Consider the following 23,386-nt stretch of genomic DNA (forward strand, 5'->3'; position numbering starts at 1 on the left):
ATCTGCTAAACATTATACTAGGTTTTCTAAGTGCATTAAAAGCGAAAATGAGCGCTTAAAAATAATATTAAAAAAGACTGGACAACGCCAGCCTTTCAAATTGATTGCTAATAAACTTAGAGCACAAAACACATCAAACTTAGTGCTGCTTCCTTCCGGACCTGACACGGTTCGTAAGCGTGTCCTTGCTCTAAGGCCTTACGGCAAATAACATCATACACTATTTCGAAATGAAAAACTAGTCTTGGCCACGAAATCTTTTTCGTTTAGAATTTTTTCGTCGCCGGCGAATCGCCCGAAAAAAATTTTTGAGCATTTGGCTGCATTCATTTTCTAATAGCCCGGCGTGGACCACCACCTGATGGTTCAACCGGTCGTCATTTAAAAGAGTATACAAGCTATCAACCGCCCCGGCTTTAGGATCCGGGGCCGCATAGTAGACATTGGCCAGTCGGGAATTAATGATGGCCCCACTACACATAATGCACGGTTCTAACGTCACGTATAAGTCACAGTCTTCCAACCGCCAGCTATGAAGTGCGTCACACGCTTCCATAATTGCCAGAATTTCGGCGTGGTAAACGGCCTGCTGGTATTTTTCCCGCATATTATGTCCGGCCCCGATGATTTGCCCGTCTTTGACAACGACTGCCCCAATTGGCACCTCACCCAGCAATTCGGCTTGGTGGGCCTGGTCAATGGCTGCCCGCATAAATTGTTCATGTTGGTCACCAGCTAACATCTCAAATTGTTGCCTCCCTTCCACACATTGTGGTGGTCTTTTTTCTATCATAACCGAAATTTACCTCATGAACAAAAGCATGCGCAATTTTTCAGACATCAAACCTAATTTAAAAATTTTAAAATTACTTCAGAGCCGCCCCACCACTACATGTGGTAGTTTGCTGCTTAGCAAAACACAATATCTGCCGTTTTTTGAATTGATTTTTGTCCCAAAACGACTATACTAGAAAACATCAATTCAGATGAGATTGCTCATCTCACGAGGGGGAAATTAAAATGGTAACCGTCTTTTCAAAAAATAATTGTGTCCAATGCAAAATGACCAAAATGTTTCTTAAGCAACACAACGTTAGCTTTGTGGAACATAACATTGATGAACAACCAGAATTCATCGACCACTTAAAAGCGGCTGGTTTTAAAGCTACACCGGTCGTTAAATTACCAAATGGTGACGCTTTTTCCGGGTTCCGTCCTGACATGTTGAAGCAACTGGCCTAAGCAAGTTCCTTAGCATGGTGGTACGACAGGCACTTCTTTCGTTAGGTGCCTGTTTTCTTTTGCAATATAACATCTAACATTTGATAAGAAAGTGAGAAATTATGGCGCTATCAGATATCGACTTAACCAAGGTTAAATACTTTGATTACAATAATGAAATTAACATTCCGAAAGATGGTCAAATTCAACTTGATAAAGACAAGCTGGCCCTCGACGACTTCATTAAAAATAACGTGCAACCAAACACGAAACGTTTTGCTTCGGTCCAAGAACGGCTAAATTGGTTAATCGACAATGATTATATTGAAGAAGGGTTTATTCGTCAGTACAGTCCAGCATTTATCGACCGGCTCTACGATTATTTAAAATCACAAAACTTCCATTTTCATTCCTTCATGGCGGCCTACAAATTCTATGCCCAATATGCCTTGCGGACCAATGACAAGGAATCTTATTTAGAAAATTACATTGACCGGGTTGCTATGAACGCCCTGTTCCTTGCCAACGGGAACGAAGACTTAGCAATGGATCTCGCCCATGAATTAATTCACCAGCGCTACCAACCGGCCACCCCAACCTTTTTAAACGTCGGTCGGAAACGCCGGGGCGAATTTGTCTCTTGCTTTGAAATTCAAACGACCGACAACATGAACACCATTGGTCGGACTATCAATTCCGCCCTCCAACTTTCCAAGATTGGTGGTGGGGTCGGCATTAACCTGACCAACCTCCGGGAAGCCGGCGCCCCAATCAAAAAGATTAAGGGTGCAGCTAGCGGGGTAGTGCCCGTCATGAAGTTGCTGGAAGACGCCTTTTCATACTCCAACCAACTGGGCCAACGTCAAGGGGCCGGTGTGGTTTACCTGAGTGTTTTCCATCCCGACATTATCGAATTTTTGGCGGCGAAAAAGGAAAACGCCGACGAAAAGATTCGTTTAAAGACCCTTTCTTTAGGGGTGACCGTTCCCGACAAGTTTTATGAACTGGTCGAAAAGGACGAAGACATGTACCTCTTCAGTCCTTATGATGTCGAACGGGTTTACGGCGAACCATTTGCCTACGTGGACATCACCAAGGAATATGACAACATGGTGGCCAATGACGAAATCACTAAAAAGAAGATTAACGCCCGGGAACTCGAAGACGAAATCTCCAAGCTCCAGCAGGAATCTGGCTACCCATACATCGTCAATATCGATACTGAAAACCGCGCCAACCCAATTGATGGCAAAATCATCATGAGTAACCTCTGTTCAGAAATTGCCCAAGTTCAAAAGCCATCCGTGGTCAATGATGACCAATCCTACCAAGAGTTAGGAACCGACGTTTCATGTAACCTAGGTTCTACCAACATCGCCAATATGATGGAAACCCCCGATTTTGGTAAGTCGATTCGGGCAATTACCCGTGGTCTCACCCATATTTCTGATATCGAAGAATTAACGGTGGTGCCATCCATCAAACTTGGTAATGATCGTTCCCACGCCATTGGTCTGGGTGCGATGGGACTGCACGGTTACCTGGCCAAGCACCATATTCAATACGGTTCACCCGTGGCACTCGAATTCACGAGTGTTTACTTCATGCTCTTAAATTACTGGACACTAGTGGCCTCCAATGAAATCGCCACTGAACGACACGAAACCTTTGCGGACTTTGACAAGAGTGCATACGCTGACGGCAGTTACTTTGACAAGTACGTCACCAAGGACTGGGGTCCTCAATCTGAGACGGTCAAGGAACTGTTTAAGGGCATCTTTATTCCTGGCATTGAAGATTGGCAAAAGCTGAAGCAAACGGTGATGGAAAACGGCCTGTACAATGCTTACCGTCTTGCGGTCGCACCAAACGGTTCTACCTCGTACATTGGTGACTCCACTTCAAGTCTGCACCCGATCATCAATAAGATCGAAGAACGCCAGGAAAAGATGATTGGTAAGATCTACTACCCGGCCCCGTACCTCAGCAATGACACCATGCCATATTACAAATCAGCCTACGATACTGATATGCGTTCCGTCATTGACACTTACGCGGCCGCCCAGGAACATGTTGACCAATCATTATCAATGACCCTCTTTATGCGTTCCACGATCCCAGAAGGGCTCTACGAATGGAAGAATGGCCGCACCAACAAGATGACGACCCGGGACCTCAATATTCTCCGGCACTATGCTTACCAAAAGGGAATTAAGTCCATCTATTACATCCGGACATTTACTGATGATCAGGATGAAATTGGAGCCAACCAATGTGAAAGTTGCGTTATTTAGTGAAAACGGTATACTTATTAGGTATTTATACGTTTAATATATAAGGAGATCGGCAATGAAAATTAAAAATTATAAAGCAATTAATTGGAACGAAGTTTCCGATATGATTGATAAAGCAACTTGGGAAAAATTAACCGAGCAATTCTGGCTAGACACCCGGATTCCAGTATCCAATGACCTCGATGATTGGCGTGAATTGGATACTGATCACCAATGGACGGTTGGTCACGTTTTTGGTGGTTTGACTCTCTTGGATACCCTACAATCAGAAGCCGGTTTAACTGCTTTGAAGGAAGATGTGAAGACTCAACACGAAACGGCGGTTTTGAACAACATCCAGTTCATGGAATCTGTCCACGCCAAGTCTTACTCCACCATTTTCTCCACGTTAAACACGCCTGACGAAATCAGAGAAATTTTTGACTGGTCAGATAGTGAAGAATATCTCCAAAACAAAGCCGTCAAAATCGGAAATATCTACCTTGATGATACCGTTGACCCACTCAAGAAAAAGGTTGCTAACGTCTTCTTGGAAACCTTCTTGTTCTACTCTGGTTTCTACACCCCACTGTATTACCTGGGCCACAACAAGCTGAATAACGTTGCTGAAATCATTAAATTGATTCTCCGGGACGAATCAGTTCACGGGACCTACATCGGGTATAAATTCCAAGTCGGCATGCGTCAATTGAGTGAGAAGAAGCAATCCGATATGAAAGATTGGATGTACAACTTCCTCTACGAACTTTACGATAATGAAGAAAACTACACGCACCTGCTCTACGATCAAATCGGCTGGACTGATGACGTGCTCACCTTCATCCGTTACAACGCCAACAAGGCCCTCATGAACCTTGGCCAGGATCCACTGTTCCCTGATACGGCTTCAGACGTTAACCCTGTCGTCATGAACGGGATTTCCACAACCACTTCTAATCACGACTTCTTCAGCCAAGTTGGTAACGGCTACCGGCTGGGTGCTGTCGAAGCAATGAACGATAGTGACTACCACGTTAAGGATCCAAACGCCGGTAAAGACAAGGATTCTAAAGACTAGCTTCGTTCAGTCCGCAATTCAAAAAGATCACTCTGGCAACGGAGTGATCTTTTTTTGACTACAGATGTTATTGATTTCACAATTTATACCAAAATCAACTGTAAGCGCTACCATGATCGAGCTGATCGCATTTACTATTTTGACCGTTTAATATTTCGTGAAACATTGTGAGAACCCCGTCATAACAGTCTTGTATTTTTCTTCACAAAAGTCTTTACATTCCTCAATTATCTTGTATACTGTAATTGTTCAGTTATTAACAAACTTTTTTTGATAAGGGAGAATGAATTATGGCTGATTCAAAAAAGAAAGTTACTCAAGCAACTGCAACTGACCAAGCTGCAGAAGCTAAAAAGCAAATTGATGACTTGATGGATAAGAGTGAAAAAGCTTTTAACGAGCTGCGAAACTTCACTCAAGAACAAGTTGACCACATCTGTCAAGCCATGGCCCTCGCCGCCGAAGAACACCACATGGACCTGGCAATTGAAGCCGCCGAAGAAACTGGTCGTGGGGTGGCCGAAGATAAAGCAATTAAGAACATTTACGCTAGTGAATACATTTGGAACAACATTCGTCACGATAAGACCGTGGGAATTATCAAAGACGATGACGAAAACCAAACGATCACGATTGCGGATCCACTGGGAATCATTGCTGGGGTGGTACCAGTTACCAACCCAACTTCAACCATCATTTTTAAGTCAATCATTGCGCTGAAGACCCGGAACACGATTGTCTTCTCCATGCACCCACAAGCCTTAAAGTCTTCCATTCACACTGGTGAAATTTTGGAAAAGGCTGCCGAAGAAGCTGGGGCACCAAAGAACGTGATCCAATGGATTTCCAAGCCTTCTCGTGACGCAACTACCGATCTCCTGCAACACGAAAAAACGGCCACTATTTTAGCCACCGGTGGTCCAGGCTTGGTTAAGGCTGCTTACAGTTCCGGTAACCCGGCCTTAGGGGTGGGTCCTGGTAATGGCCCTGCCTACATCGAACGGACTGCGAACATCCCGCGGTCGATCTACGACATCGTCCTTTCCAAGACCTTTGATAATGGGATGATCTGTGCTTCAGAAAACTCGATCGTAGTTGACGACGAAATCTACGATGAAGTTAAAGCCGAATTAAAGAAGTGGAACTGTTACTTCATTAAGCCAGATGAAATTGATACCTTCACCAAGGGCTTCATCGATCCAAAACGTCACCAGGTTGCCGGCCCCATCGCTGGTCGTTCTGCTAACGACATCGCAGAAATGTGTGGTCTCAAGAACGTTCCTGCCAACACGAAGGTCCTGATTGCTGAATACGAAGGTGTCGGTGACGATTACCCACTTTCTGCTGAAAAGTTATCCCCAGTCTTAACCATGTACCGGGTTCACTCCCACAAGGAAGCCTTTGACAAGTGTAAGGAAATTCTCCACTACGGTGGTGAAGGTCACACCGCAGCTATCCACACCACTGATGATAGCTTAGCAACCCAATATGGTTTGGAAATGCGGGCTTCTCGGATCATCGTTAACTCACCATCCTCACTTGGTGGGATTGGGAACATCTACAACAACATGACTCCTTCCCTGACCTTAGGAACTGGTTCATACGGGAAGAACTCCGTTTCCCACAACGTTTCCGATTACGACCTCTTAAACTACAAGGTCATCGCCAAGCGGCGTGAAAACCGTCAATGGGTCAAGATCCCCCCAAAAGTTTACTTTCAACGGAACTCATTAAAGGAATTGCAAGACATTCCAAACATTAACCGGGCCTTCATCGTGACTGGTCCTGGAACCGTTAAGCGTGGTTATGCGCAACGGGTAATCGACCAACTTCGTCAACGTCCGCTGGAAGCGCACTTCCAAGTCTTTGACGAAGTTGAAGAAGATCCATCAACGGATACTGTTAATAAGGGTGTTGCTTTAATGCGCGACTTCAAGCCTGATACCATCATCGCCCTTGGTGGTGGTTCTCCAATGGACGCTGCTAAAGCAATGTGGATGTTCTATGAACACCCTGAAACCAGTTGGAACGGTGTTAAGCAAAAGTACCTGGATATCCGGAAGCGGGCCTACCAAATCGGTAAACCACACAAGGCTCAGTTTATTGGGATCCCAACGACTTCTGGAACTGGTTCTGAAATCACTTGTTTCTCAGTCATTACCGACTCTAAGACGCACGTTAAGTACCCACTTGCCGACTACGCCTTGACTCCAGACATTGCCATCGTCGATTCACAATTCGTTGAAACGGTCCCACCAAAGACGACTGCTTACACCGGACTGGACGTGCTTTGTCACGCAACTGAATCCTACGTTTCCGTAATGTCCACTGATTACACCCGTGGTTGGTCTCTCCAAGCCATCAAGGGGGTTATGGATACGTTAGCTAAATCCGTCAAGGGTGACCAAGATGCCCGGCGGCGGATGCACAACTACTCCACCATCGCCGGAATGGCCTTTGGTCAAGCCTTCTTAGGAATTAACCACTCACTGGCCCACAAGATGGGTGGTGCCTTCGACCTTCCTCACGGATTATGTATCGCCATTGCCCTGCCACAGGTCATCCGCTTCAATGCTCAGCGTCCACAAAAACTCGCGATGTGGCCACACTACGCCACTTACCACGCTACTAAGGACTACGCCGACATTGCCCGCTTCCTTGGCTTAAAGGGTGACACTGATAAAGAATTAGTCGAAGCTTACGTTCAAAAGATTATTGAATTGGCTCACGAATGTGGGGTTACCCTGAGCCTCAAGGCCAACGGGGTTAGCCGGAAGGACTTCGACAAGGCAGTTGACAAGCTAGCTGTCCTTGCCTACGAAGACCAATGTACTACTACCAACCCAGTTGAACCACTGGTTAGCCAATTAAAGGAATTGCTTGAACGGTGCTACGATGGTACTGGTGTTGAACCACAAGATGAAAAGTAACAATTAAAGCAAAAAGCCGAAAGCCTCATTAATCGTGGCTTTCGGCTTTTTGCTGGTCAATTAATTTTCCCCAAATCGTGCTATCGTTAGAAAGGGAAAAGTTTTCAGGAGGTCTCTAAAAAACATGTATCAAGCTCTTTCGATTGCCGGTTACGACTCCAACGGTAGTGCTGGCTTAACCGCCGATTTACACACCTTTTTTTCGCTGAATGTCTATGGCTTGGGCGTACTCACCAGTGCCGTTGCTGAAAATACTCAGCAGATTACTGCCGCCCACGATTTACCCGCTAGTTTTATCCACGAGGAACTAACCGATGCCGCCGAATTTCACGTGGGCGCCACGAAAACCGGCATGTTGAGTAACGTGGCTACCATTCAAACGGTGGCTCATGATTATAATCCCCATGATTTTGGCCCCCTCATAGTGGATCCGGTAATCCTCACCAAACAGGAGGACCGGCTGCTAGAACCAGCGGCCTTAGGGGCGATGAAAGAATTAATCATTCCCCAAGCAATGGTGATCACCCCAAACTATTTTGAGGCCCAGGAATTAGTTGGGAAACAGTTTGAAAACGAAGCCGATCTGCAACACGCAGCCCATGAAATACAAAGTTGGGGTGTTCCCAACATCGTCATCAAGGGACGCCACCTGACGAAACAAGCAACCACCGTCCACGATTTTGTCCTTTTAGAAAATGGCACTAGTTTTTGGCTGAGCCACCCCATCGTGAAAGCCAAACGCCTCAACGGTGCTGGAGATTCATTTGCTGCCGCGATTACCGCAAATTTGGCAAAGGGCAACAATGTGGAGCAGGCCATCCGCAGTGCCCACCAATTCGTTCAGGTCGCCATCGCCCATCCGCTCAGCATTGCTAAACACTTTGGACCGCTAAATTACTGGGCAGGACAAACCGGGGCTTAAGTAAAATTCTGGAATCACTAAAAACGGGCAATAACGTTCATGATTTTGAACGCTGTTGCCCGTTTGTTTTACTAATTTACTATTATGGAATGACCTGGACGCCCTTCGTGTCCAGGTGTAAAATCTCGACGCGGTCCGTTAAACCGGCCTGTCGAAGTTTGTTAACAAAGTCGGCCGTCGATTGATGATCAATCAAGGTCATCACCGTCGGACCAGCACCACTCAAATAGGTTGCCACGGCTGGCGTTTGCTGACTAATCGTCCGAATCCGTTTCAGTTCCGGCACCAAAGTGGCCCGGTAGTCCTCATGAAACTCGTCGGCTTCCATTAGCTGACCTGCCAGTCCGTAATCCTGCTTAAATAACGCCGCTACCAAGGTATTCGCAATCGCGCTTGCGTGGGTTGCCTGCTGGTAAGCCAGCTGATTCGGTAGGACGGCACGCGCCTTTTTAGTGGCCAGATGGTATTGCGGAATATAGGCCACCAGGTCAAATGGTGGCAATGGAGCTTCCACGGCTTCGAAATGACCATTCACACTCGTCCCGACGACTAAGCCGCCTAAAATGGCTGGCGCAACATTATCAGGGTGACCCTCAATTTGGCTCGCCATTTCTACCTTGGCAAGTGGAGATAATTTCAAGCCCGCCAACTGGTTGGCCAGTTCGATTCCCGCAATAATGGCACTGGAACTGCTCCCGAGGCCATGGGTAACCGGAATCTCACTCGTCATAGTCAAATGGTAGGGCGACAATTGTGGCGCTATCCGGAGGGCCGTTTTGATAATCAAATTATGTTCATCATGTGGCAGGGACCCAAGCTGATGATCAATTTGCCATTGTGCGCTGAGGCCAATCACTTTCACCCGTAAATACAGGGAAACCGCCATCCCAATCGAATCAAAACCGGGACCTAAGTTGGCACTCGATGCTGGTACTTGAATTTCCACAATTCAGCCCCCTCTCCTACTTCAGAACCTTATAAGCTGCTTCTAAGTTGATCGTGGCGTCATCACCGAGTAACTTTTGCAATTGCCCTAACTGTTCCTGGGTCATCTGGTGGGTGATGATCACCACGTGGGCCATGCCATCTTCTTCCAGCTGGGTAATTTGGCTAAAGCCGGCATCAATTTGAGTCATCATTTGGGTTACCTTGAGCATCTGCCCCGTGACGTCTGGCATGGTTAACGACAAGAAATAACGGTAGGCAACCTGCTGGGGGTCTGCTGGAATATATTGCCGTTGGTAATTATTAAATTGATTACCGTTCGTTTTTAAGACCAGGTTCTTGGTTACCGAGGTGATATCACTCAGCACACTGTTGGCAGTTGGTAAACCACCGGCCCCACGGCCGTAAAAGAGGGTATCGCCCACGGCTTGTCCCGTGACCATCACAGCATTATATTCGTTGTTAATTGTGGCCAAAGGATGATCATTTGGCACTAAGGTTGACGCCACTTCTACAAACACCCCTTCGCCAATCACGCGGGCAATTCCAATTAACTTAATGACATAGCCAAACTTGCTGGCTTGCTGTACATCAAACGCCGTCAAATGGTCAATTCCGGACACCACAAAATCTTCGACGTTAACATGGGTACCAAAGGCAAATTGGCTGAGAATCACCATCTTGTAAGCCGCGTCTTTCCCCATGACGTCATTCGTCGGGTCAGCTTCCGCAAAGCCTAACTCCTGCGCCTTTTTCAAGGCATGGTCATACGACCACCCCTGTTGACTCATTTGGGTCAAAATGTAATTCGTGGTCCCGTTGACAATCCCCTTGACCTCCGTAATCTTGTCGGCCGAGAAACTGCTGGTGATCGTCCGTAAAATTGGGATCCCCCCAGCGACACTAGCTTCGTACATCAAGTCACAGTGATTGTCATGGGCGAGTTTGACCAACTCCGGTCCATGCGTCGCAATCAGGTCCTTATTGGCCGTCACAACGTTTTTGTGCTGTTTTAAGGCTACCTCAATATATTCTTTGGCGGGATGAATACCACCAATTAATTCCAGCACAATTTGAATCTCCGGGTCATTGATGATCTCTGCAACGTCCGTGGTTAAATCAACTTGATCGGCGACATTCTGGTGATGATCAGGGTGCTTAACCAGCACTGTCTTAACGTTCAATGTGCGGCCGGTGACGTTGAGTACCTTATCCTCATTATTTTGGATCATTTGTAACACGCCGGAGCCAACGGTCCCTAAACCAAGCATCCCAATTTGAATCGTTTCCATTTTGCCACCTCATTTTCTGCTAATTTTCTCATAGTTTTTTCATTTTTCGATTGTAACATACCAACGTTCCAGGTTACAATACAAACAATCATTAGAAAGTATTTTGGGGAGGTAAGCTCATGCAATATCGTAGTACGCGCGGAAATCGCGGCAATTCATTAAATTCTCCACAGGCCATTATTAAGGGATTAGCGGCTGACGGCGGTCTCTACGTCCCCACCAGTTTTCCGCAGGTGAAGCTGCCCTTAGCTCAATTGCCAACGCTGACCTACCAAGCAACCGCTGAACTGGTCTTAAGTTGGTTTTTCGACGACTTTGATCAAGCCCAGTTGCAGCAAGTTGTTAACACCGCTTATGCGACCCAATGGGATGACGCTAACATCGCCCCGGTTTCTGACCGCCACGGACAAAATTACTACCTGGAACTCTTTCACGGTCCGACGTTAGCCTTTAAGGATATCGCTTTGCAGGTCTTACCACGCCTAATGACTAAGTCAGTGACGATCGAAAAAATCAACCGCGAAATTATTATTTTGACCGCCACCTCTGGTGATACCGGGACCGCCTCAATGCGCGGCTTCAGTGACCAAGCTGGCACCCAGGTAATTGTCTTTTACCCGCATGGTGGCGTCAGTCCTGTCCAATTACGTCAAATGTTAGGGCAACGCGGACAAAACCTCACCGCCATCGCTATTGAAGGAAACTTTGACGACGCCCAAACAGCCGTGAAAAAAATCTTTAACGACCAGCAATTCAACCAACGGCTATTAGCCAATGATTATCAATTTTCTTCGGCTAATTCAATGAATATTGGCCGCCTCATCCCGCAAATTGTTTATTACCTCAGTGCTTATGGCCAATTGGTCCAGCGCGGCGCAATCCGGAATGGTGACCCGATCAATTTTGTCACTCCCACTGGGAATTTTGGTGACATTCTCGCTGGCTATTATGCCAAAAAGTTAGGTTTGCCAGTCAACAAACTCATTTGTGCCTCTGACGAAAACAACGTCTTAACCGACTTCTTCCGGACCGGGACCTACGACCGGCGGCGTGACTTCTACTTAACCAATTCCCCAGCGATGGACATCTTGGTCTCAAGTAATTTGGAACGCCTGCTCTTTGATGTTTATCAAGAAGACAATCAGGCAATCCAGAAATTAATGGCTGCCCTGAACACCACTGGTCACTATACGGTCGCCAAACAAGTTCAGCAACAACTGTCGACCACGTTTGCCGCGGGTTTTGCTACCCAAGACCAAGTAATCGAGGAAATCAAGCGCATTTATGACCAAGACCATTACGTAATTGATCCCCACACCGCGGTGGCATCCTTTGTTGCCCACCAATATCAAACGAACTCGGGGGACCAGACCCCAACCGTGATCGTGTCCACCGCTAGCCCCTATAAATTCCCGGAAACGGTGCTGACGGCGCTGAATGGTCAGCAACCAACGACTACTGGTCTGGTCGCCATTAAGGAATTGCACCACCAACTGCAGACACCATTAAGTGCGAATGTGGAAAGCCTTTTTAACGAAGGACAACGCAAAGAACGAGTGATTGAACTCGCTGTCATGGAAAATACAATTGCCGAACTGCTCCACTTATCATAAGAGTATGCAAAAAAGCCCTCAGTCAAAAATGACTGAGGGCTTTTGAATTGGATCGTTAGCTGACTACTTAAGGGTAACAGTAGCACCAGCGTCTTCAAGCTTAGCCTTGATGTCGTTGGCTTCGTCTTCCTTAGCGTCTTCCTTGATAACGGAAGGTGCGTTGTCAACAAGGTCCTTAGCGTCCTTAAGGCCGGCACCTGTGATGTCCTTAACAGCCTTAATAACCTTAACCTTAGCAGAACCTGCTTCAGTTAATTCAACAGTGAAGCTGTCCTTAGCAGCAGCGTCGCCACCAGCAGCACCTGCAACTGCAACTGGAGCAGCAGCAGAAACGTCAAATTCGTCTTCGATTGCCTTAACAAGGTCGTTAAGGTCAGAGATTGATGCTTCTTTTAATGAAGCGATAATAGCATCCTTATCAAAAGCCATTTTAAATTCCTCCAATAATTATATCTTGTTTAATTGATAGTCTAAATGTAATCGATAGCCGATAATTATGCGGCTTCGTCGGCCTTGTCGGCAACGGCCTTGACGGCCCGTGCAATCTTCCGCATTGGGTCTTGCAATGCAGATGCAAGCATGGAAAGAAGATCGTCCCGGCTTGGCAAATCAGCGAATTCATTGATTTCATCAAGGGTCTTGATGTCTTTTTCAATGAAACCACCCTTAATTTCAAGAGCGTTGTGGTCTTCTGCAAACTTCTTCATGATCTTTGCAGGAGCAATTGGGTCTTCGTTAGAGAAGGCAACTGCAGTTGGGCCAACAAACGTGCTCTTCAAATCTTCGTAGTCAGTACCTTCAACGGCCCGTTCCAAGATCTTGTTCTTGATAACGACCATCTTGACACCAGCATCACGAAGTTGCTTACGTAAGTCCGTAACTTCGTCAACGGTTAAACCACGGTAGTCAACGACGATTGCTGATTCAGCATCGTTCAACAAACCATTAGCAACCTTAACGGCTTCAGCCTTTTTAGCAATAGCTGCTTCACTCATGAAATTACACCTCCTATATTGTTATTTTGGTACGGATTTATAAAAAAATCCCTATGACCGGCAGACATAGAGAAGGAACATTTCATTTCTTCCTCGGCAGGCATTCATTAAGGCTTGCGCCACCTGAGTCTTAGGCAGAGTCATATTTAACCACCCAAATAGTATAACTAACTTCCTCGCTTTTTGCAAGCCCGAAAATCATCCTGAAAAAATTTCTTGCACATCCGTTTTTCTAATGGTATTCTAATGATAATCGAAATCAAAAGGAGGAGAACATCATGTTATTATCAACCAATCATTTTAACTTGTCCTCTTCCTCAACCTCATCATCTCTGATCGTGGTTGAGTGATTTTGGTATTCATTAATAATGATTAAGTCATCAATGAGCCGACTCTTTCAACCACACAGCATTCTGGCTATCGGTTGTGAAGGGTCGTTTTTTGTTGCCTTGAAAGAATGGAGGAATTTTTATGCAAAATCAACAGCCAAAGGAAGATCTGAAAAGGTCGTTAGGGTTTGGTTCTGCCATTTCAATTGTGGTTGGGACCATTATCGGTTCCGGAATCTTCTTCAAACAAGGCTCTGTCCTTGAAAGTGCTGGTTCCTCCACCATGGCCATTCTCGCGTGGGTCTTTGGTGGTGTTATTACCCTGACCGGTGGGCTAACCGTTGCCGAAATTGGGGCGCAAATGCCCTATACCGGTGGATTATATGTCTATATTGAAAATATCTACGGACGCATCCTCGGTTTTTTAGCCGGCTGGATGCAAATCATTGTTTATGGGCCCGCCATTATCGCTTCAGTCGCTGGGTTCATGAGCATTATGATGGCCAACTTCTTTGGTTTGAGTAGTGCTTGGCGAATTCCGCTCGCCATTATTACAGTTGGTTTAATTGGGCTCTTGAACCTGTTAGAAAATAAAGTTGGCGCCATTTTCTCTGTCATTACCACCCTGGGTAAATTAATCCCGATTGCGGCCATTATTATTTTTGGTCTCTTCTGGGGACACGAAAATGCCTTTGGTCAAACCATCCAACAAGTGCACCAAAGTTCTGGTGGCTTTGGTGTCGCTGTTTTGGCCACCCTCTTCGGGTATGATGGTTGGATTTTGATTGCCAACCTCGGTGGTGAAATGAAGAATCCCCAAAAGTTGCTCCCAAAAGCCATTATCTTTGGCATCACGGCTGTTTTGATTATTTACACATTGATTACGGTCGGCATCCTGCGCTTTTTACCAGCGCAAACGATCCAACGGCTGGGTGAAAATGCCACTAGTTATCTCGCCACAAAGGCCTTTGGTCAAATTGGTGGAAAGTTGCTCTCCGCCGGAATCATCATCTCGATGATGGGAACATTAAACGGGAAAATGCTCACCTTCCCACGAATTGTCTTTGCCATGGCCGAACGGAAGGATTTACCATTCTCGAACTTCTTGGCCTACCTCAGTCCCAAGGGAAAGTCACCGGTAACCGCCACGATTTTTATCGTGGCCCTGGCCTTCATTATGATGCTCTTCTTTGATCCTGACCACTTGTCGGACCTGTGCGTGTTCACCGTTTACTGCTTCTACATGTTAGCCTTCTTTGGTGTTTTTATACTCCGGAAGCGTAATCAAGGACAACCGCGGCCGTTCTCGACCCCGCTTTACCCAATCGTTCCCCTAATTGCGATTGCCGGTGGGCTCTTCGTCCTGATCAGTGAACTAATGAATGATCCAGCAGGCGTCGTCCTCTTCGTTGGTATCGTCGTGGTTGGTCTCCCCATCCTCTACTTAGTGAAAAAATATTACCAAAAGCACGCTTAAGTTAACTATCTCGCCAAGCGGGTTAAGCAAAGTTTGTGAAGACTTTGTTTAACCCGTTGTTTGTTTAGATCTTGTAGTACAATTGAACTATCTTAGTTTAAGGAGTTCATTTTGCATGAAAGAACACGGCTTATTACTCGTCAACTTAGGGTCTCCAGCAACCCCTACAACCCCAGACGTCAAAAAATATTTACGGCAATTTTTAGGTGACCAGAATGTGGTCACCCTGCCACGTTGGTTTTGGCAGCCATTACTGAATGGCATGATCTTACCAATGCGGGCCTGGCGCTCCGCTACCTTTTACCAAGATATTTGGCTGCAGGAAGGCTCGCCACTGATTGTCCATACTAAGCGGCTAACCGAGCGCGTCCAGGCGCTCTTGCCAGACTGGGACGTTGAAATGGCAATGACGTACGGTCAGCCAAGTATCGCTGAGACCTTGCGAAAAATGCAGACCAGATGCCAAAACATTATCGTCCTGTCGCTGTTTCCACATTATACCCAAAGTACCACTGCTTCAATTGTTGATGAGGTGCACGCCGTCGACCCCTCTATCCCAGTGATTGACCGGTTTGCCGATCAACCAACGTATTTGGACCTCCTGGCTGCGCGAATTAACGCCGCTTGGCAAGAAGATGACTATGACCGGCTCTTTATTTCGTACCACGGCATCCCGGTTTCAATGGTCAAGGCCGGGGACCCCTACCAGGACGAGACTGAACGCACCACTGCACAATTGCGTCAGCGACTCAATATTCCTGACGAGCAGGTGACTATGGTCTACCAATCAAAGTTCGGTCCCATGCCCTGGCTAAAACCCTATTTGAAAAACAGCCTGCTCAAACAAGCGCAGTTAGGCGACCGCAACGTCTTAGTGGTTTCCCCTTCGTTTGTGACCGACTGTTTAGAAACTTTAGAAGAAAATGGCGTGCAAAACTACCAAGCCTTTCGGGCGAGTGGTGGTGAAAATCTGACAATGATGCCCGCATTCAATGATGACTCGCAATTTGCCAAATTTATCGCTAACCTGGCAAAGGAGTCCATCAATGCGGAAAAAGAGTCTTGATGAAATCAACGGTAGCGTAAAAGTCCCGACGGTCTATGAGGCCGCCTTTTGGCAAAAATTTTTGGCCTACAGCGGTCCTGGGGCCCTCGTCGCTGTCGGTTATATGGATCCCGGCAATTGGTTAACTTCCCTGGCTGGCGGTGGCCAATACCGCTATTCCCTGTTGATTGTCCTCTTCGTCTCCATCCTGGTCGCGATGATGATGCAATCACTCTCGATTAAATTAGGAGTCGTCACGCGGCGCGACCTCGCCCAGGCGATTGCCGAACGGGTCTCCAAACCACTCCGGATTTTTCTCTGGTTGTTAAATGAGATTGCCATGATGGCCACCGATTTGACGGGGGTTGTTGGCACGTCAGTGGCCCTCTACCTTCTATTTCATTTGCCGTTAATTGTGGGGATTTTCCTCACGGTCGCCGATGTTTTAATCGTCTTAATCTTTCTGCAATTTGGGATTAGGCGAATTGAGTTTATCGTGCTGACAACCATCTTAGTAGTTGGTGTCATCTTTGCGATTGAAGTTTGTCGCGCCCATCCCGCGTGGTCAGCCATTTTAAATGGATTTGTCCCGTCCACTAGCATTTTAGCAAACCATTCAGAACTGCTCTTGAGCTTGGGGATCATCGGGGCAACCATCATGCCCCACAACATTTACCTGCATTCTGCCCTCGCCCAGAGCCGCCGCTACGATGAACACGATCCAGCGCAAGTGACTGAAACCCTGAAGTTTGCTAATTGGGACTCCATCATTCACCTGATCGCGGCATTGATTGTCAATACCCTGTTGGTCATCCTCGGCGGGACCCTTTTCTTTCACCAACACATTGTGTTAAATAGCTTGGCCGATGTCTTTTACGGTCTCAAAAATCCCGCCGTCGTTGGGCAGCTAGCCAGTTCCCTCATGAGCTGGCTATTCGGTTTTGCCCTCTTGATTACCGGCTTAATCTCCTCAATTACGAGTACCCTCGCCGGTCAGATCGTCATGGAAGGTTATATCAATATCCGCCTCCCGCTCTGGAAGCGCCGGCTCCTAACCCGTTTCATTACCTTAATTCCCATTGTCATCATTGGTACGCTGATTAATTTTAACGAACAGGAATTTGAACAATTAATCATCTACGCCCAAATTGTACTCAGCATTGCCCTTCCATTTACCCTCTACCCGCTGATTGCCATCACTAGTGACCGGCAATTCATGGGGAACCATGTCAATAAACGTTGGCAAATGGTCTTGGGCTATACTTTGGTCACTATGCTGACCTTGCTAAACATCATTGGCATTATTTAGGCCATAAAAAAAGCTTCAGGAAAAATCCTGAAGCTTTTTTGATTTGAATCGGCTTAGAAACTAGCCAAGTCAACCGTAACACTTGGGCCGAAAGTTGAGGCAACTGAGACGTGTTGAACGTAAGTCCCACGAACTGAAGCAGGACGAGCCTTTACAATCACATCTTCGATCGTCTTCAAGTTTTCAACCAACTTGTCAGTGTCGAATGAAGCCTTACCGAATGGTACGGCAACGTTACCGTCACGGTCAGTCCGGTAAGTAACCTTACCAGCCTTTGATTCTTCAACGGCCTTTGCAACATCCATCGTCACAGTACCAGTCTTTGGGTTTGGCATTAAGCCCTTTGGACCTAAGACCCGACCTAAACGACCAACTTGTGGCATCATGTCAGGAGTAGCGATTGCAACGTCAAAGTCTAACCAACCGTCTTGGATTTTTTCTACTAAGTCTTGGTCACCAACAAAGTCGGCACCTGCGTCCTTAGCAGCTTGAGCGTTGTCACCCTTAGCAAAAACAATAACAGTTTGGTCTTTACCAGTACCGTTTGGTAATACAACGGCACCCCGTAATTGTTGATCAGCTTGCTTAGTGTCAACGTTTAATTTAAATGCAACTTCAACAGTGGAGTCAAAGTTTGCAAAATCAATATCTTTTACTAATTGAACCGCATCGTTAACAGCGTATTCTTTTTTGCTGTCAACCTTCTTGAGCGCTTCAAGGTACTTCTTACCGTGTTTTTTAGCCATCTTGTGTTTTCCTCCTTGCAAATGTGGTCTAACGGGTTGACCTCCCACTTGAGAACCACCACTTTAATGATAGTTCCGGTCTGCGGGGTGCTTAGTCTTCAACAGTGAAGCCCATGCTCCGTGCAGTACCTTCAATCATGCGCATAGCTGCTTCAACATCAGCTGCGTTTAGATCTTGCATCTTAGTTTCGGCGATTTCCTTAACTTGATCCTTGGTTACCTTAGCAACCTTCTTCGTGTTAGGTTCACCGGAACCATGTTCAACACCAGCGGCCTTCTTGAGTAACACAGCAGCAGGTGGGGTCTTAGTAATGAAGTCGAATGAACGATCTTCATAAACGGTAATTACAACTGGGATCAGCATACCCTTTTGGTCTGCAGTCCGGGCGTTGAATTCCTTAGTAAAGCCCATAATGTTAATCCCTGCTTGACCTAAAGCAGGACCTACTGGCGGAGCTGGTGATGCAGCACCCGCGGGAATTTGCAACTTAACAACGCTAGCTACTTTTTTTGCCACGAGACAAAACCTCCTTAGTCCGTGTTGTGGTAATGATGAGGCAGTAAATTTTTACCTCTCCCACAGTATGATTAAACATACTAGGGTACCATACCATAAATTCAGAAAAATTTCAAGAGCGGAATGACTAGTTGTTCATCGTATCAATCTGGTCAAAGCCCACTTCTGCACTGGTTTGGCGACCAAACATTTCAATATCAACATTCACCTTCATCTTATCGTGGTCAACCGCCGTAACTTTACCGGTCAAATCCGCAAAGGCTCCCGCAATGATCTTGATGTTATCACCAACGTTGACGTCAATGTCAGTTCTGGCCACGTCTTCACCCATCCGCTTCATAATCCGGTCAACTTCTTCGGGAAGCAGTGGCGTTGGCTTTGATCCACCACCGTGAGAACCCAAGAACCCGGTTACTCCAGGGGTGTTCCGGGCGATGTACCAGGCTTGGTCAGTCATGACCATTTCAACCAGCACATAACCAGGGAACGTCTTTTCTTCAGTTTCCTTGGCTTGGCCATCCTTAACGGTCCGCACCGTTTCTTCAGGAACGACTACCCGGAAAATGTAATCTTGCATTCCCATTGATTGGGCCCGGGATTCCAAATTACTCTTCACCCGGTTTTCATAACCAGAGTACGTGTGTAAGACATACCAACGTTTTTCATGTGATTCCATGATTGATCTCCTTTTGATTCATTTTTTACCAAAATAAAAAAACCTCGCTCACCACGAAGTTTTGCTCACCAGGCATTATAACAAAAAAAGTGGTCATTGACCACCTTTATCTTTACTTGACGAAAGCCAACAGGCCGGCTTGAATGACCCAATCAACTAACGCAAAGAACAACACGAAGAAGATGGTTAAGGAAATAACCACGGACGTGTCACGACGATTTTCTTTCCAGGTTGGCCAAACAACCTTGTGCATTTCTTGACCAACACTCTTTAAAAAGCGAAATAAATGCATCATTACCCTCCACTACTATCTTGTTTCGCGGTGGATTGTATATTCACCACAGTGTTTACAAAACTTTTTTAATTCGAGACGCTCAGCGCGGGCGGCGTTAACAGTAACGGTGTAGTTGCGTGCTCCACACTTACTACATTCTAAGCCAACTTTCTTTTGGGCCATTACCATCACTCCTTATCCATATAAGAGTATCATTTTACAGAATTGAAAACAACTCCCATCCGTGAATTGGATGGGAGTCAATCAGTACAAACAAGTTTGCAGAATCAATCAAAAATTTGCTTTAGAAACTTTTGTCGAGCCCGTTCAAAAGCGCTCCGAATGGACATTGGTGAGCAGCTCAGCTGGTTGGCAATGGCCTCCAGTTGTTCACCAGCATTAATCGCCAGAAAAACCTTCTTCTCTAATCCGGAACAATCTTTTAAAAATTGTTGATAGACTAACCGAAACTGACTAATCTCATCTGGACGAAACGCAACGTCCACCAAATGTTGATCAATATGCAAATCTGTGATTGGTTCCATATTTTCAAACGGGACCCGTTTTTGTGCACTCTGCTGACGGTAAAGATCACGAATCTTATTCAGGAGTGCCTGGCGATAATACCAACAAAAACGAACCTGTTTATCTTGATAGGAACACGCGCTGCGGTACAACACCATCGCAGCTTCCTGTTTCCAATCATCCAATGGAACATCATCCAAATGGTACTGGTACCAAATCTTACAGATTAATGGCATGTATTGATCATATAACCGTGTAAAACTGTCGGATCAATGTTCGGCAACTTGCTTGATTAATTCACCCTCTGGGGTTGTTTGCATCATCCGATTCCGCATGAAAAGCAACCTCAATCTTTCACTAACAATTAGCGGGCCCGCTTGAAAACCTCTGCTAGAAGTCATCTCACCGTCACAGCGCTTTGACGGGGGAATAGAACTACCTCTCACAATAATCCTATGACGGCTTTTCTCCTACGTGATTAGGGCGCTGACGTAGGATTTGACCGTCCCATTAATTGTCCCCGATAATTTACCATAATTTTTCAGGGCTGACAATACCCAATTTTAATTTCACAAAAAAGGCCCGAACACGCGTTGTTGTCGGGTCAAAGTTATAAATTATTTTAATGGATGCCGAGAATTAAAGCCTTGATAGATCAACAGGCTGGCGGCCACACTCGCGTTCAGGCTCTGAACGTGCCCAATCATTGGAATGGTCAGCATTTCATCGCACGTTTTTTTTAATAATTGGGAAATACCTTTCCCTTCATTACCAATCACTAACGCCACCGGTCCTTGAGCGTCCCAATGCCGGTAATCGGTACCTTGCATATCGGTACCGAATAACCAGACGCCGCGTCCCTTCAGTTCATTCGCCGTCTGCACCAGGTTGGTGACCCGGGCGACTGGAACATGTTCGATCGCTCCGGTCGAGGTTTTCGCAACTACCGACGTTAACCCAACGGCCCGACGCTTCGGAATGATGATTCCGTGCACACCAGCTGCATCCGCGGTTCGCAAAATTGATCCCAGGTTGTGCGGGTCAGCCAGTTCGTCCAAAATTAAGAAGAACGGGGCCTCGTCGTGCTGAGCGGCATTCTCAAACAGGTCATCAACCGTTGCATAATGATAAGCTGCAACCGCCAAAGCGACCCCCTGGTGGTTTTGGTGGTCGACCATTTGGTCCAGCTTGGTCTTCGGCACGTTGGAAATTACTAGGCGCCGGTCCTTAGCGAGCTTGATAATTTGTGAAATGGCGTCCGTTTTGAGGCCCTTTTGAATAAAAACCTTATTGATTTCCTGATCGGATTTTAAAGCCGCAACCGCCGGATGGCGGCCAATAATAAATTCAGGTTGCTCATTGTTCATATTGAACCCTCCCTAGGTCAACTTGTTTAATGCACCACCGACACAATTCATCGAGCCGCTCTGTTTGTTCAGAGAGCTTCAGGTAGCCCATTAATGCCTCAAACCCGGTTGAAATCCGGTAAGTCAAAACTGAAGTGTGCTTGGCATGCGTATAACTGGTGGCGTTCCGGCCGCGCTTAAAAAAGGACCACTCTTCATCAGTCAGCAAGCCTTGCTCTTCCATCAATTGAATCAATCCCGCCTGCGCCTTCGCTGAAACATAGGACGTAGCCTTTTTCTGTAGTCGATTGGGCTTCGACATTCCTAAATCGAGGAGGTGCTCCCGCACGTACACTTCATACACTGCGTCGCCAAGGTAGGCGAGGGCAATGCCATTCAATTGTCGATAATCCGCTTTTGCCATGCCATACTATTCCTTTCTGTACCGGGTTCCCTGAGGAGTATCTTCAATAATGATTCCTTTGGTCTTCAAATCATCCCGAATCTTGTCACTCAGGGCAAAGTCCTTATTCTTACGTGCTTCGTCCCGTTGCTGAATTAGTTTTTGAATTGCTTCGTCGTCAATTTGGCCGGTCACGGTTAATTCCACACCAAAAATGCTGACTAATTGTTTGAGCAATGCTTGATATTGGTTGAGGGTGTCTAAGGCCACCGTGGTTTGTTCAGCGTAAACATTGGCCGACTTCGTCAGTTCATAAACCACGGCGATCCCGTTTTGGACATTGATATCGTCGTCCATTGCAGTAATGAAGCGTTGCTTAAAATCAGCTAGTTGCTTCTCAACCGCCGCATCACCACCAGCTACCGCATCTTGTTTTCGGTATTCCAAATTGTTGAAAGCCGTTTGCAGGTGTTGGAGGTTGTTTTGGGCATCCGTCAGATTATCCTCACTGTATTGGATTGGCCGCCGGTATTGGGTCGTGGCCATAAAGAACCGCAAGACTTGTGGATCCACTTCTTTGATGATATCGTGCACGGTAATAAAATTGTGCAGGGACTTGCTCATCTTTTCGTCGTCCTTGCCAATCGTCACAAAGCCATTGTGCATCCAATATTTCACAAACTTTTGGCCAGTAGCGGCCTCCGATTGGGCAATTTCATTTTCGTGGTGCGGAAATTCCAGGTCTTGTCCACCAGCGTGAATATCAATCGTCTTTCCGAGGTACTTAGTAGACATTACCGAGCATTCGATGTGCCAGCCGGGCCGTCCCTTGCCCCATGGTGAATCCCAGCTAATTTCACCGGGTTTGGCAGGTTTCCACAAGGCAAAATCAAGCGGGTCCTCTTTTTTATTCACTTCATCAGCACTAACGTGTTCACTGGCCCCCACTTCGAGGTCGTCGAGGGATTGGCCGGATAATTCGCCATAATCCTTAAACTTACGGGCCCGGTAATAAACGTCACCGTCCACTGCATACGCATAGCCCTTATCAATCAAGGTCGACACGAATTGAATGATCTCGGGAATATTTTCCGTTGCCCGGGGGTGCTTCGTCGCCGGTTCAATATTGATCGCAGCGGTGTCCTCGTTAAAGGCTTGGATATACTTGTCCGCAAGTTCTGGCACCGTAATGCCTTGCTCATGGGCCGCCTTAATCATTTTGTCATCGACATCGGTGAAATTAGAAACGTAATTAACCTGATAACCAATAAATTCTAAATAACGGCGGACCGTGTCAAAGGCGATCGCACTCCGCGCGTTCCCAATGTGGATATAGTTGTATACCGTCGGCCCACAGACATACATATTAACTACCCCTGGATGAATTGGCTGAAATTCTTCTTTTTTCCGCGTTAACGTATTATAGATTTTTAGCATAAGCAAAACTCCTTTGTGGGCCAAATTTGATAA

At 46.4% G+C, this 23,386-nt stretch carries 22 protein-coding genes, 1 other RNA gene, 1 pseudogene and 1 other annotated feature; of the genes and pseudogenes, 9 read left to right on the forward strand and 15 right to left on the reverse strand.

Going from position 1 to position 23,386, the window contains the following annotated elements; translation table 11 throughout:
- Positions 1-110 precede the first annotated feature (110 nt).
- Both ffs and tadA read right to left on the reverse strand, forming a co-directional pair.
- Positions 111-197: signal recognition particle sRNA small type (ffs, locus tag NFR43_RS06145), an RNA gene on the reverse strand.
- A gap of 41 nt (positions 198-238) precedes the next feature.
- The gene (gene tadA, locus NFR43_RS06150) at positions 239-742 is read right to left on the reverse strand and encodes a tRNA adenosine(34) deaminase TadA (protein WP_251547498.1); all 504 of its coding nucleotides are present in this window, start codon (positions 740-742) and stop codon (positions 239-241) included.
- Positions 743-1,020: 278 nt separating this feature from the next.
- Here tadA and nrdH point away from each other — a divergent pair, with 278 nt between their 5' ends.
- The 5 genes from nrdH to thiD all read left to right on the forward strand — a co-directional run bounded on the left by nrdH (position 1,021) and on the right by thiD (position 8,424).
- Complete coding sequence (nrdH, locus tag NFR43_RS06155; protein WP_251547500.1) at positions 1,021-1,242, forward strand: glutaredoxin-like protein NrdH; 222 nt, start codon at positions 1,021-1,023, stop codon at positions 1,240-1,242.
- A gap of 101 nt (positions 1,243-1,343) precedes the next feature.
- Complete coding sequence (gene nrdE / locus NFR43_RS06160) at positions 1,344-3,515, forward strand: class 1b ribonucleoside-diphosphate reductase subunit alpha (protein WP_251547502.1); 2,172 nt, start codon at positions 1,344-1,346, stop codon at positions 3,513-3,515.
- 55 nt (positions 3,516-3,570) lie between these two features.
- A complete protein-coding gene (nrdF, locus tag NFR43_RS06165) occupies positions 3,571-4,572 on the forward strand; it encodes a class 1b ribonucleoside-diphosphate reductase subunit beta (RefSeq protein ID WP_251547504.1) in 1,002 nt (333 codons plus the stop codon).
- 290 nt (positions 4,573-4,862) lie between these two features.
- On the forward strand, positions 4,863-7,502 hold the full coding sequence (gene adhE / locus NFR43_RS06170; RefSeq protein WP_251547507.1) for a bifunctional acetaldehyde-CoA/alcohol dehydrogenase: 2,640 nt from the start codon (positions 4,863-4,865) through the stop codon (positions 7,500-7,502).
- 124 nt (positions 7,503-7,626) lie between these two features.
- Complete coding sequence (gene thiD, locus NFR43_RS06175; RefSeq protein ID WP_251547509.1) at positions 7,627-8,424, forward strand: bifunctional hydroxymethylpyrimidine kinase/phosphomethylpyrimidine kinase; 798 nt, start codon at positions 7,627-7,629, stop codon at positions 8,422-8,424.
- Positions 8,425-8,506: 82 nt separating this feature from the next.
- Here thiD and thrB read toward each other — a convergent pair whose 3' ends face one another.
- Positions 8,507-9,370, reverse strand: a complete 864-nt coding sequence (gene thrB, locus NFR43_RS06180; protein ID WP_251547511.1) for a homoserine kinase — start codon at positions 9,368-9,370, stop codon at positions 8,507-8,509.
- A 16-nt stretch (positions 9,371-9,386) separates the two neighbouring features.
- Positions 9,387-10,661, reverse strand: coding sequence for a homoserine dehydrogenase (locus tag NFR43_RS06185; protein WP_251547513.1), 1,275 nt, complete (start codon positions 10,659-10,661; stop codon positions 9,387-9,389).
- Between the two features lie 119 nt (positions 10,662-10,780).
- Here NFR43_RS06185 and thrC point away from each other — a divergent pair, with 119 nt between their 5' ends.
- Positions 10,781-12,274: a threonine synthase gene (thrC, locus tag NFR43_RS06190; protein WP_251547515.1), complete on the forward strand. Its 1,494-nt coding sequence runs from the start codon at positions 10,781-10,783 to the stop codon at positions 12,272-12,274.
- A 63-nt stretch (positions 12,275-12,337) separates the two neighbouring features.
- Here the strand turns inward: thrC and rplL are convergent, their stop codons facing one another.
- Positions 12,338-12,703, reverse strand: a complete 366-nt coding sequence (rplL, locus tag NFR43_RS06195) for a 50S ribosomal protein L7/L12 (protein ID WP_251547517.1) — start codon at positions 12,701-12,703, stop codon at positions 12,338-12,340.
- 65 nt (positions 12,704-12,768) lie between these two features.
- Entirely contained in the window at positions 12,769-13,269 is a 501-nt protein-coding gene (gene rplJ, locus NFR43_RS06200) for a 50S ribosomal protein L10 (RefSeq protein WP_251547518.1), read from the reverse strand.
- A 33-nt stretch (positions 13,270-13,302) separates the two neighbouring features.
- Positions 13,303-13,422: a sequence feature (ribosomal protein L10 leader region), on the reverse strand.
- A 318-nt stretch (positions 13,423-13,740) separates the two neighbouring features.
- Here rplJ and NFR43_RS06205 point away from each other — a divergent pair.
- The 3 genes from NFR43_RS06205 (at position 13,741) to NFR43_RS06215 (ending at position 17,429) form a co-directional block, all read left to right on the forward strand.
- A complete protein-coding gene (locus NFR43_RS06205; protein WP_251547521.1) occupies positions 13,741-15,075 on the forward strand; it encodes an APC family permease in 1,335 nt (444 codons plus the stop codon).
- Between the two features lie 115 nt (positions 15,076-15,190).
- Complete coding sequence (hemH, locus tag NFR43_RS06210; protein WP_251547523.1) at positions 15,191-16,141, forward strand: ferrochelatase; 951 nt, start codon at positions 15,191-15,193, stop codon at positions 16,139-16,141.
- The gene (locus NFR43_RS06215) at positions 16,122-17,429 is read left to right on the forward strand and encodes an Nramp family divalent metal transporter (protein ID WP_251547525.1); all 1,308 of its coding nucleotides are present in this window, start codon (positions 16,122-16,124) and stop codon (positions 17,427-17,429) included. The genes hemH and NFR43_RS06215 overlap by 20 nt, the downstream gene beginning before the upstream one ends.
- A 53-nt stretch (positions 17,430-17,482) precedes the next feature.
- On the opposite strand, the gene rplA is transcribed toward NFR43_RS06215, so the two are convergent.
- From rplA to cysS, 9 genes and pseudogenes are all read right to left on the reverse strand, one after another.
- Positions 17,483-18,175: a 50S ribosomal protein L1 gene (gene rplA, locus NFR43_RS06220; RefSeq protein WP_251547528.1), complete on the reverse strand. Its 693-nt coding sequence runs from the start codon at positions 18,173-18,175 to the stop codon at positions 17,483-17,485.
- 91 nt (positions 18,176-18,266) lie between these two features.
- Positions 18,267-18,692, reverse strand: a complete 426-nt coding sequence (rplK, locus tag NFR43_RS06225; protein ID WP_251547530.1) for a 50S ribosomal protein L11 — start codon at positions 18,690-18,692, stop codon at positions 18,267-18,269.
- Between the two features lie 127 nt (positions 18,693-18,819).
- On the reverse strand, positions 18,820-19,368 hold the full coding sequence (gene nusG / locus NFR43_RS06230) for a transcription termination/antitermination protein NusG (RefSeq protein WP_251547532.1): 549 nt from the start codon (positions 19,366-19,368) through the stop codon (positions 18,820-18,822).
- A gap of 112 nt (positions 19,369-19,480) precedes the next feature.
- Positions 19,481-19,660, reverse strand: coding sequence for a preprotein translocase subunit SecE (gene secE / locus NFR43_RS06235; RefSeq protein WP_251547604.1), 180 nt, complete (start codon positions 19,658-19,660; stop codon positions 19,481-19,483).
- A 15-nt stretch (positions 19,661-19,675) separates the two neighbouring features.
- Positions 19,676-19,825, reverse strand: a complete 150-nt coding sequence (rpmG, locus tag NFR43_RS06240; RefSeq protein ID WP_251547534.1) for a 50S ribosomal protein L33 — start codon at positions 19,823-19,825, stop codon at positions 19,676-19,678.
- A gap of 104 nt (positions 19,826-19,929) precedes the next feature.
- A pseudogene (locus NFR43_RS06245) lies at positions 19,930-20,418 on the reverse strand (sigma-70 family RNA polymerase sigma factor); the annotation flags it as partial.
- A 366-nt stretch (positions 20,419-20,784) separates the two neighbouring features.
- The gene (gene rlmB, locus NFR43_RS06250; protein WP_251547539.1) at positions 20,785-21,534 is read right to left on the reverse strand and encodes a 23S rRNA (guanosine(2251)-2'-O)-methyltransferase RlmB; all 750 of its coding nucleotides are present in this window, start codon (positions 21,532-21,534) and stop codon (positions 20,785-20,787) included.
- On the reverse strand, positions 21,524-21,937 hold the full coding sequence (locus NFR43_RS06255; protein ID WP_251547541.1) for a Mini-ribonuclease 3: 414 nt from the start codon (positions 21,935-21,937) through the stop codon (positions 21,524-21,526). Before NFR43_RS06255 ends, rlmB begins: the two co-directional genes overlap by 11 nt.
- A gap of 6 nt (positions 21,938-21,943) precedes the next feature.
- Entirely contained in the window at positions 21,944-23,353 is a 1,410-nt protein-coding gene (gene cysS / locus NFR43_RS06260; RefSeq protein ID WP_251547543.1) for a cysteine--tRNA ligase, read from the reverse strand.
- Positions 23,354-23,386 lie beyond the last annotated feature (33 nt).

The organism is Limosilactobacillus caecicola (genome assembly GCF_943192935.1).
In the GTDB taxonomy this organism is placed as follows: domain Bacteria; phylum Bacillota; class Bacilli; order Lactobacillales; family Lactobacillaceae; genus Limosilactobacillus; species Limosilactobacillus caecicola.

What these genes read in the sequence shown, in the direction of transcription:
- nrdE (WP_251547502.1), top strand. Translation starts at nt 1,344, where the DNA reads ATGGCGCTATCAGATATCGACTTAACCAAGGTTAAATACTTTGATTAC.
- rplA (WP_251547528.1), bottom strand. Translation starts at nt 18,175, where the DNA reads ATGGCTAAAAAACACGGTAAGAAGTACCTTGAAGCGCTCAAGAAGGTT.
- NFR43_RS06205 (WP_251547521.1), top strand. Translation starts at nt 13,741, where the DNA reads ATGCAAAATCAACAGCCAAAGGAAGATCTGAAAAGGTCGTTAGGGTTT.
- nusG (WP_251547532.1), bottom strand. Translation starts at nt 19,368, where the DNA reads ATGGAATCACATGAAAAACGTTGGTATGTCTTACACACGTACTCTGGT.
- secE (WP_251547604.1), bottom strand. Translation starts at nt 19,660, where the DNA reads ATGCATTTATTTCGCTTTTTAAAGAGTGTTGGTCAAGAAATGCACAAG.
- thiD (WP_251547509.1), top strand. Translation starts at nt 7,627, where the DNA reads ATGTATCAAGCTCTTTCGATTGCCGGTTACGACTCCAACGGTAGTGCT.
- hemH (WP_251547523.1), top strand. Translation starts at nt 15,191, where the DNA reads ATGAAAGAACACGGCTTATTACTCGTCAACTTAGGGTCTCCAGCAACC.
- tadA (WP_251547498.1), bottom strand. Translation starts at nt 742, where the DNA reads ATGTTAGCTGGTGACCAACATGAACAATTTATGCGGGCAGCCATTGAC.
- NFR43_RS06255 (WP_251547541.1), bottom strand. Translation starts at nt 21,937, where the DNA reads ATGGCAAAAGCGGATTATCGACAATTGAATGGCATTGCCCTCGCCTAC.
- rpmG (WP_251547534.1), bottom strand. Translation starts at nt 19,825, where the DNA reads ATGGCCCAAAAGAAAGTTGGCTTAGAATGTAGTAAGTGTGGAGCACGC.
- nrdH (WP_251547500.1), top strand. Translation starts at nt 1,021, where the DNA reads ATGGTAACCGTCTTTTCAAAAAATAATTGTGTCCAATGCAAAATGACC.
- nrdF (WP_251547504.1), top strand. Translation starts at nt 3,571, where the DNA reads ATGAAAATTAAAAATTATAAAGCAATTAATTGGAACGAAGTTTCCGAT.
- cysS (WP_251547543.1), bottom strand. Translation starts at nt 23,353, where the DNA reads ATGCTAAAAATCTATAATACGTTAACGCGGAAAAAAGAAGAATTTCAG.
- NFR43_RS06185 (WP_251547513.1), bottom strand. Translation starts at nt 10,661, where the DNA reads ATGGAAACGATTCAAATTGGGATGCTTGGTTTAGGGACCGTTGGCTCC.
- rlmB (WP_251547539.1), bottom strand. Translation starts at nt 21,534, where the DNA reads ATGAACAATGAGCAACCTGAATTTATTATTGGCCGCCATCCGGCGGTT.
- adhE (WP_251547507.1), top strand. Translation starts at nt 4,863, where the DNA reads ATGGCTGATTCAAAAAAGAAAGTTACTCAAGCAACTGCAACTGACCAA.
- NFR43_RS06215 (WP_251547525.1), top strand. Translation starts at nt 16,122, where the DNA reads ATGCGGAAAAAGAGTCTTGATGAAATCAACGGTAGCGTAAAAGTCCCG.
- rplL (WP_251547517.1), bottom strand. Translation starts at nt 12,703, where the DNA reads ATGGCTTTTGATAAGGATGCTATTATCGCTTCATTAAAAGAAGCATCA.
- thrC (WP_251547515.1), top strand. Translation starts at nt 10,781, where the DNA reads ATGCAATATCGTAGTACGCGCGGAAATCGCGGCAATTCATTAAATTCT.
- rplJ (WP_251547518.1), bottom strand. Translation starts at nt 13,269, where the DNA reads ATGAGTGAAGCAGCTATTGCTAAAAAGGCTGAAGCCGTTAAGGTTGCT.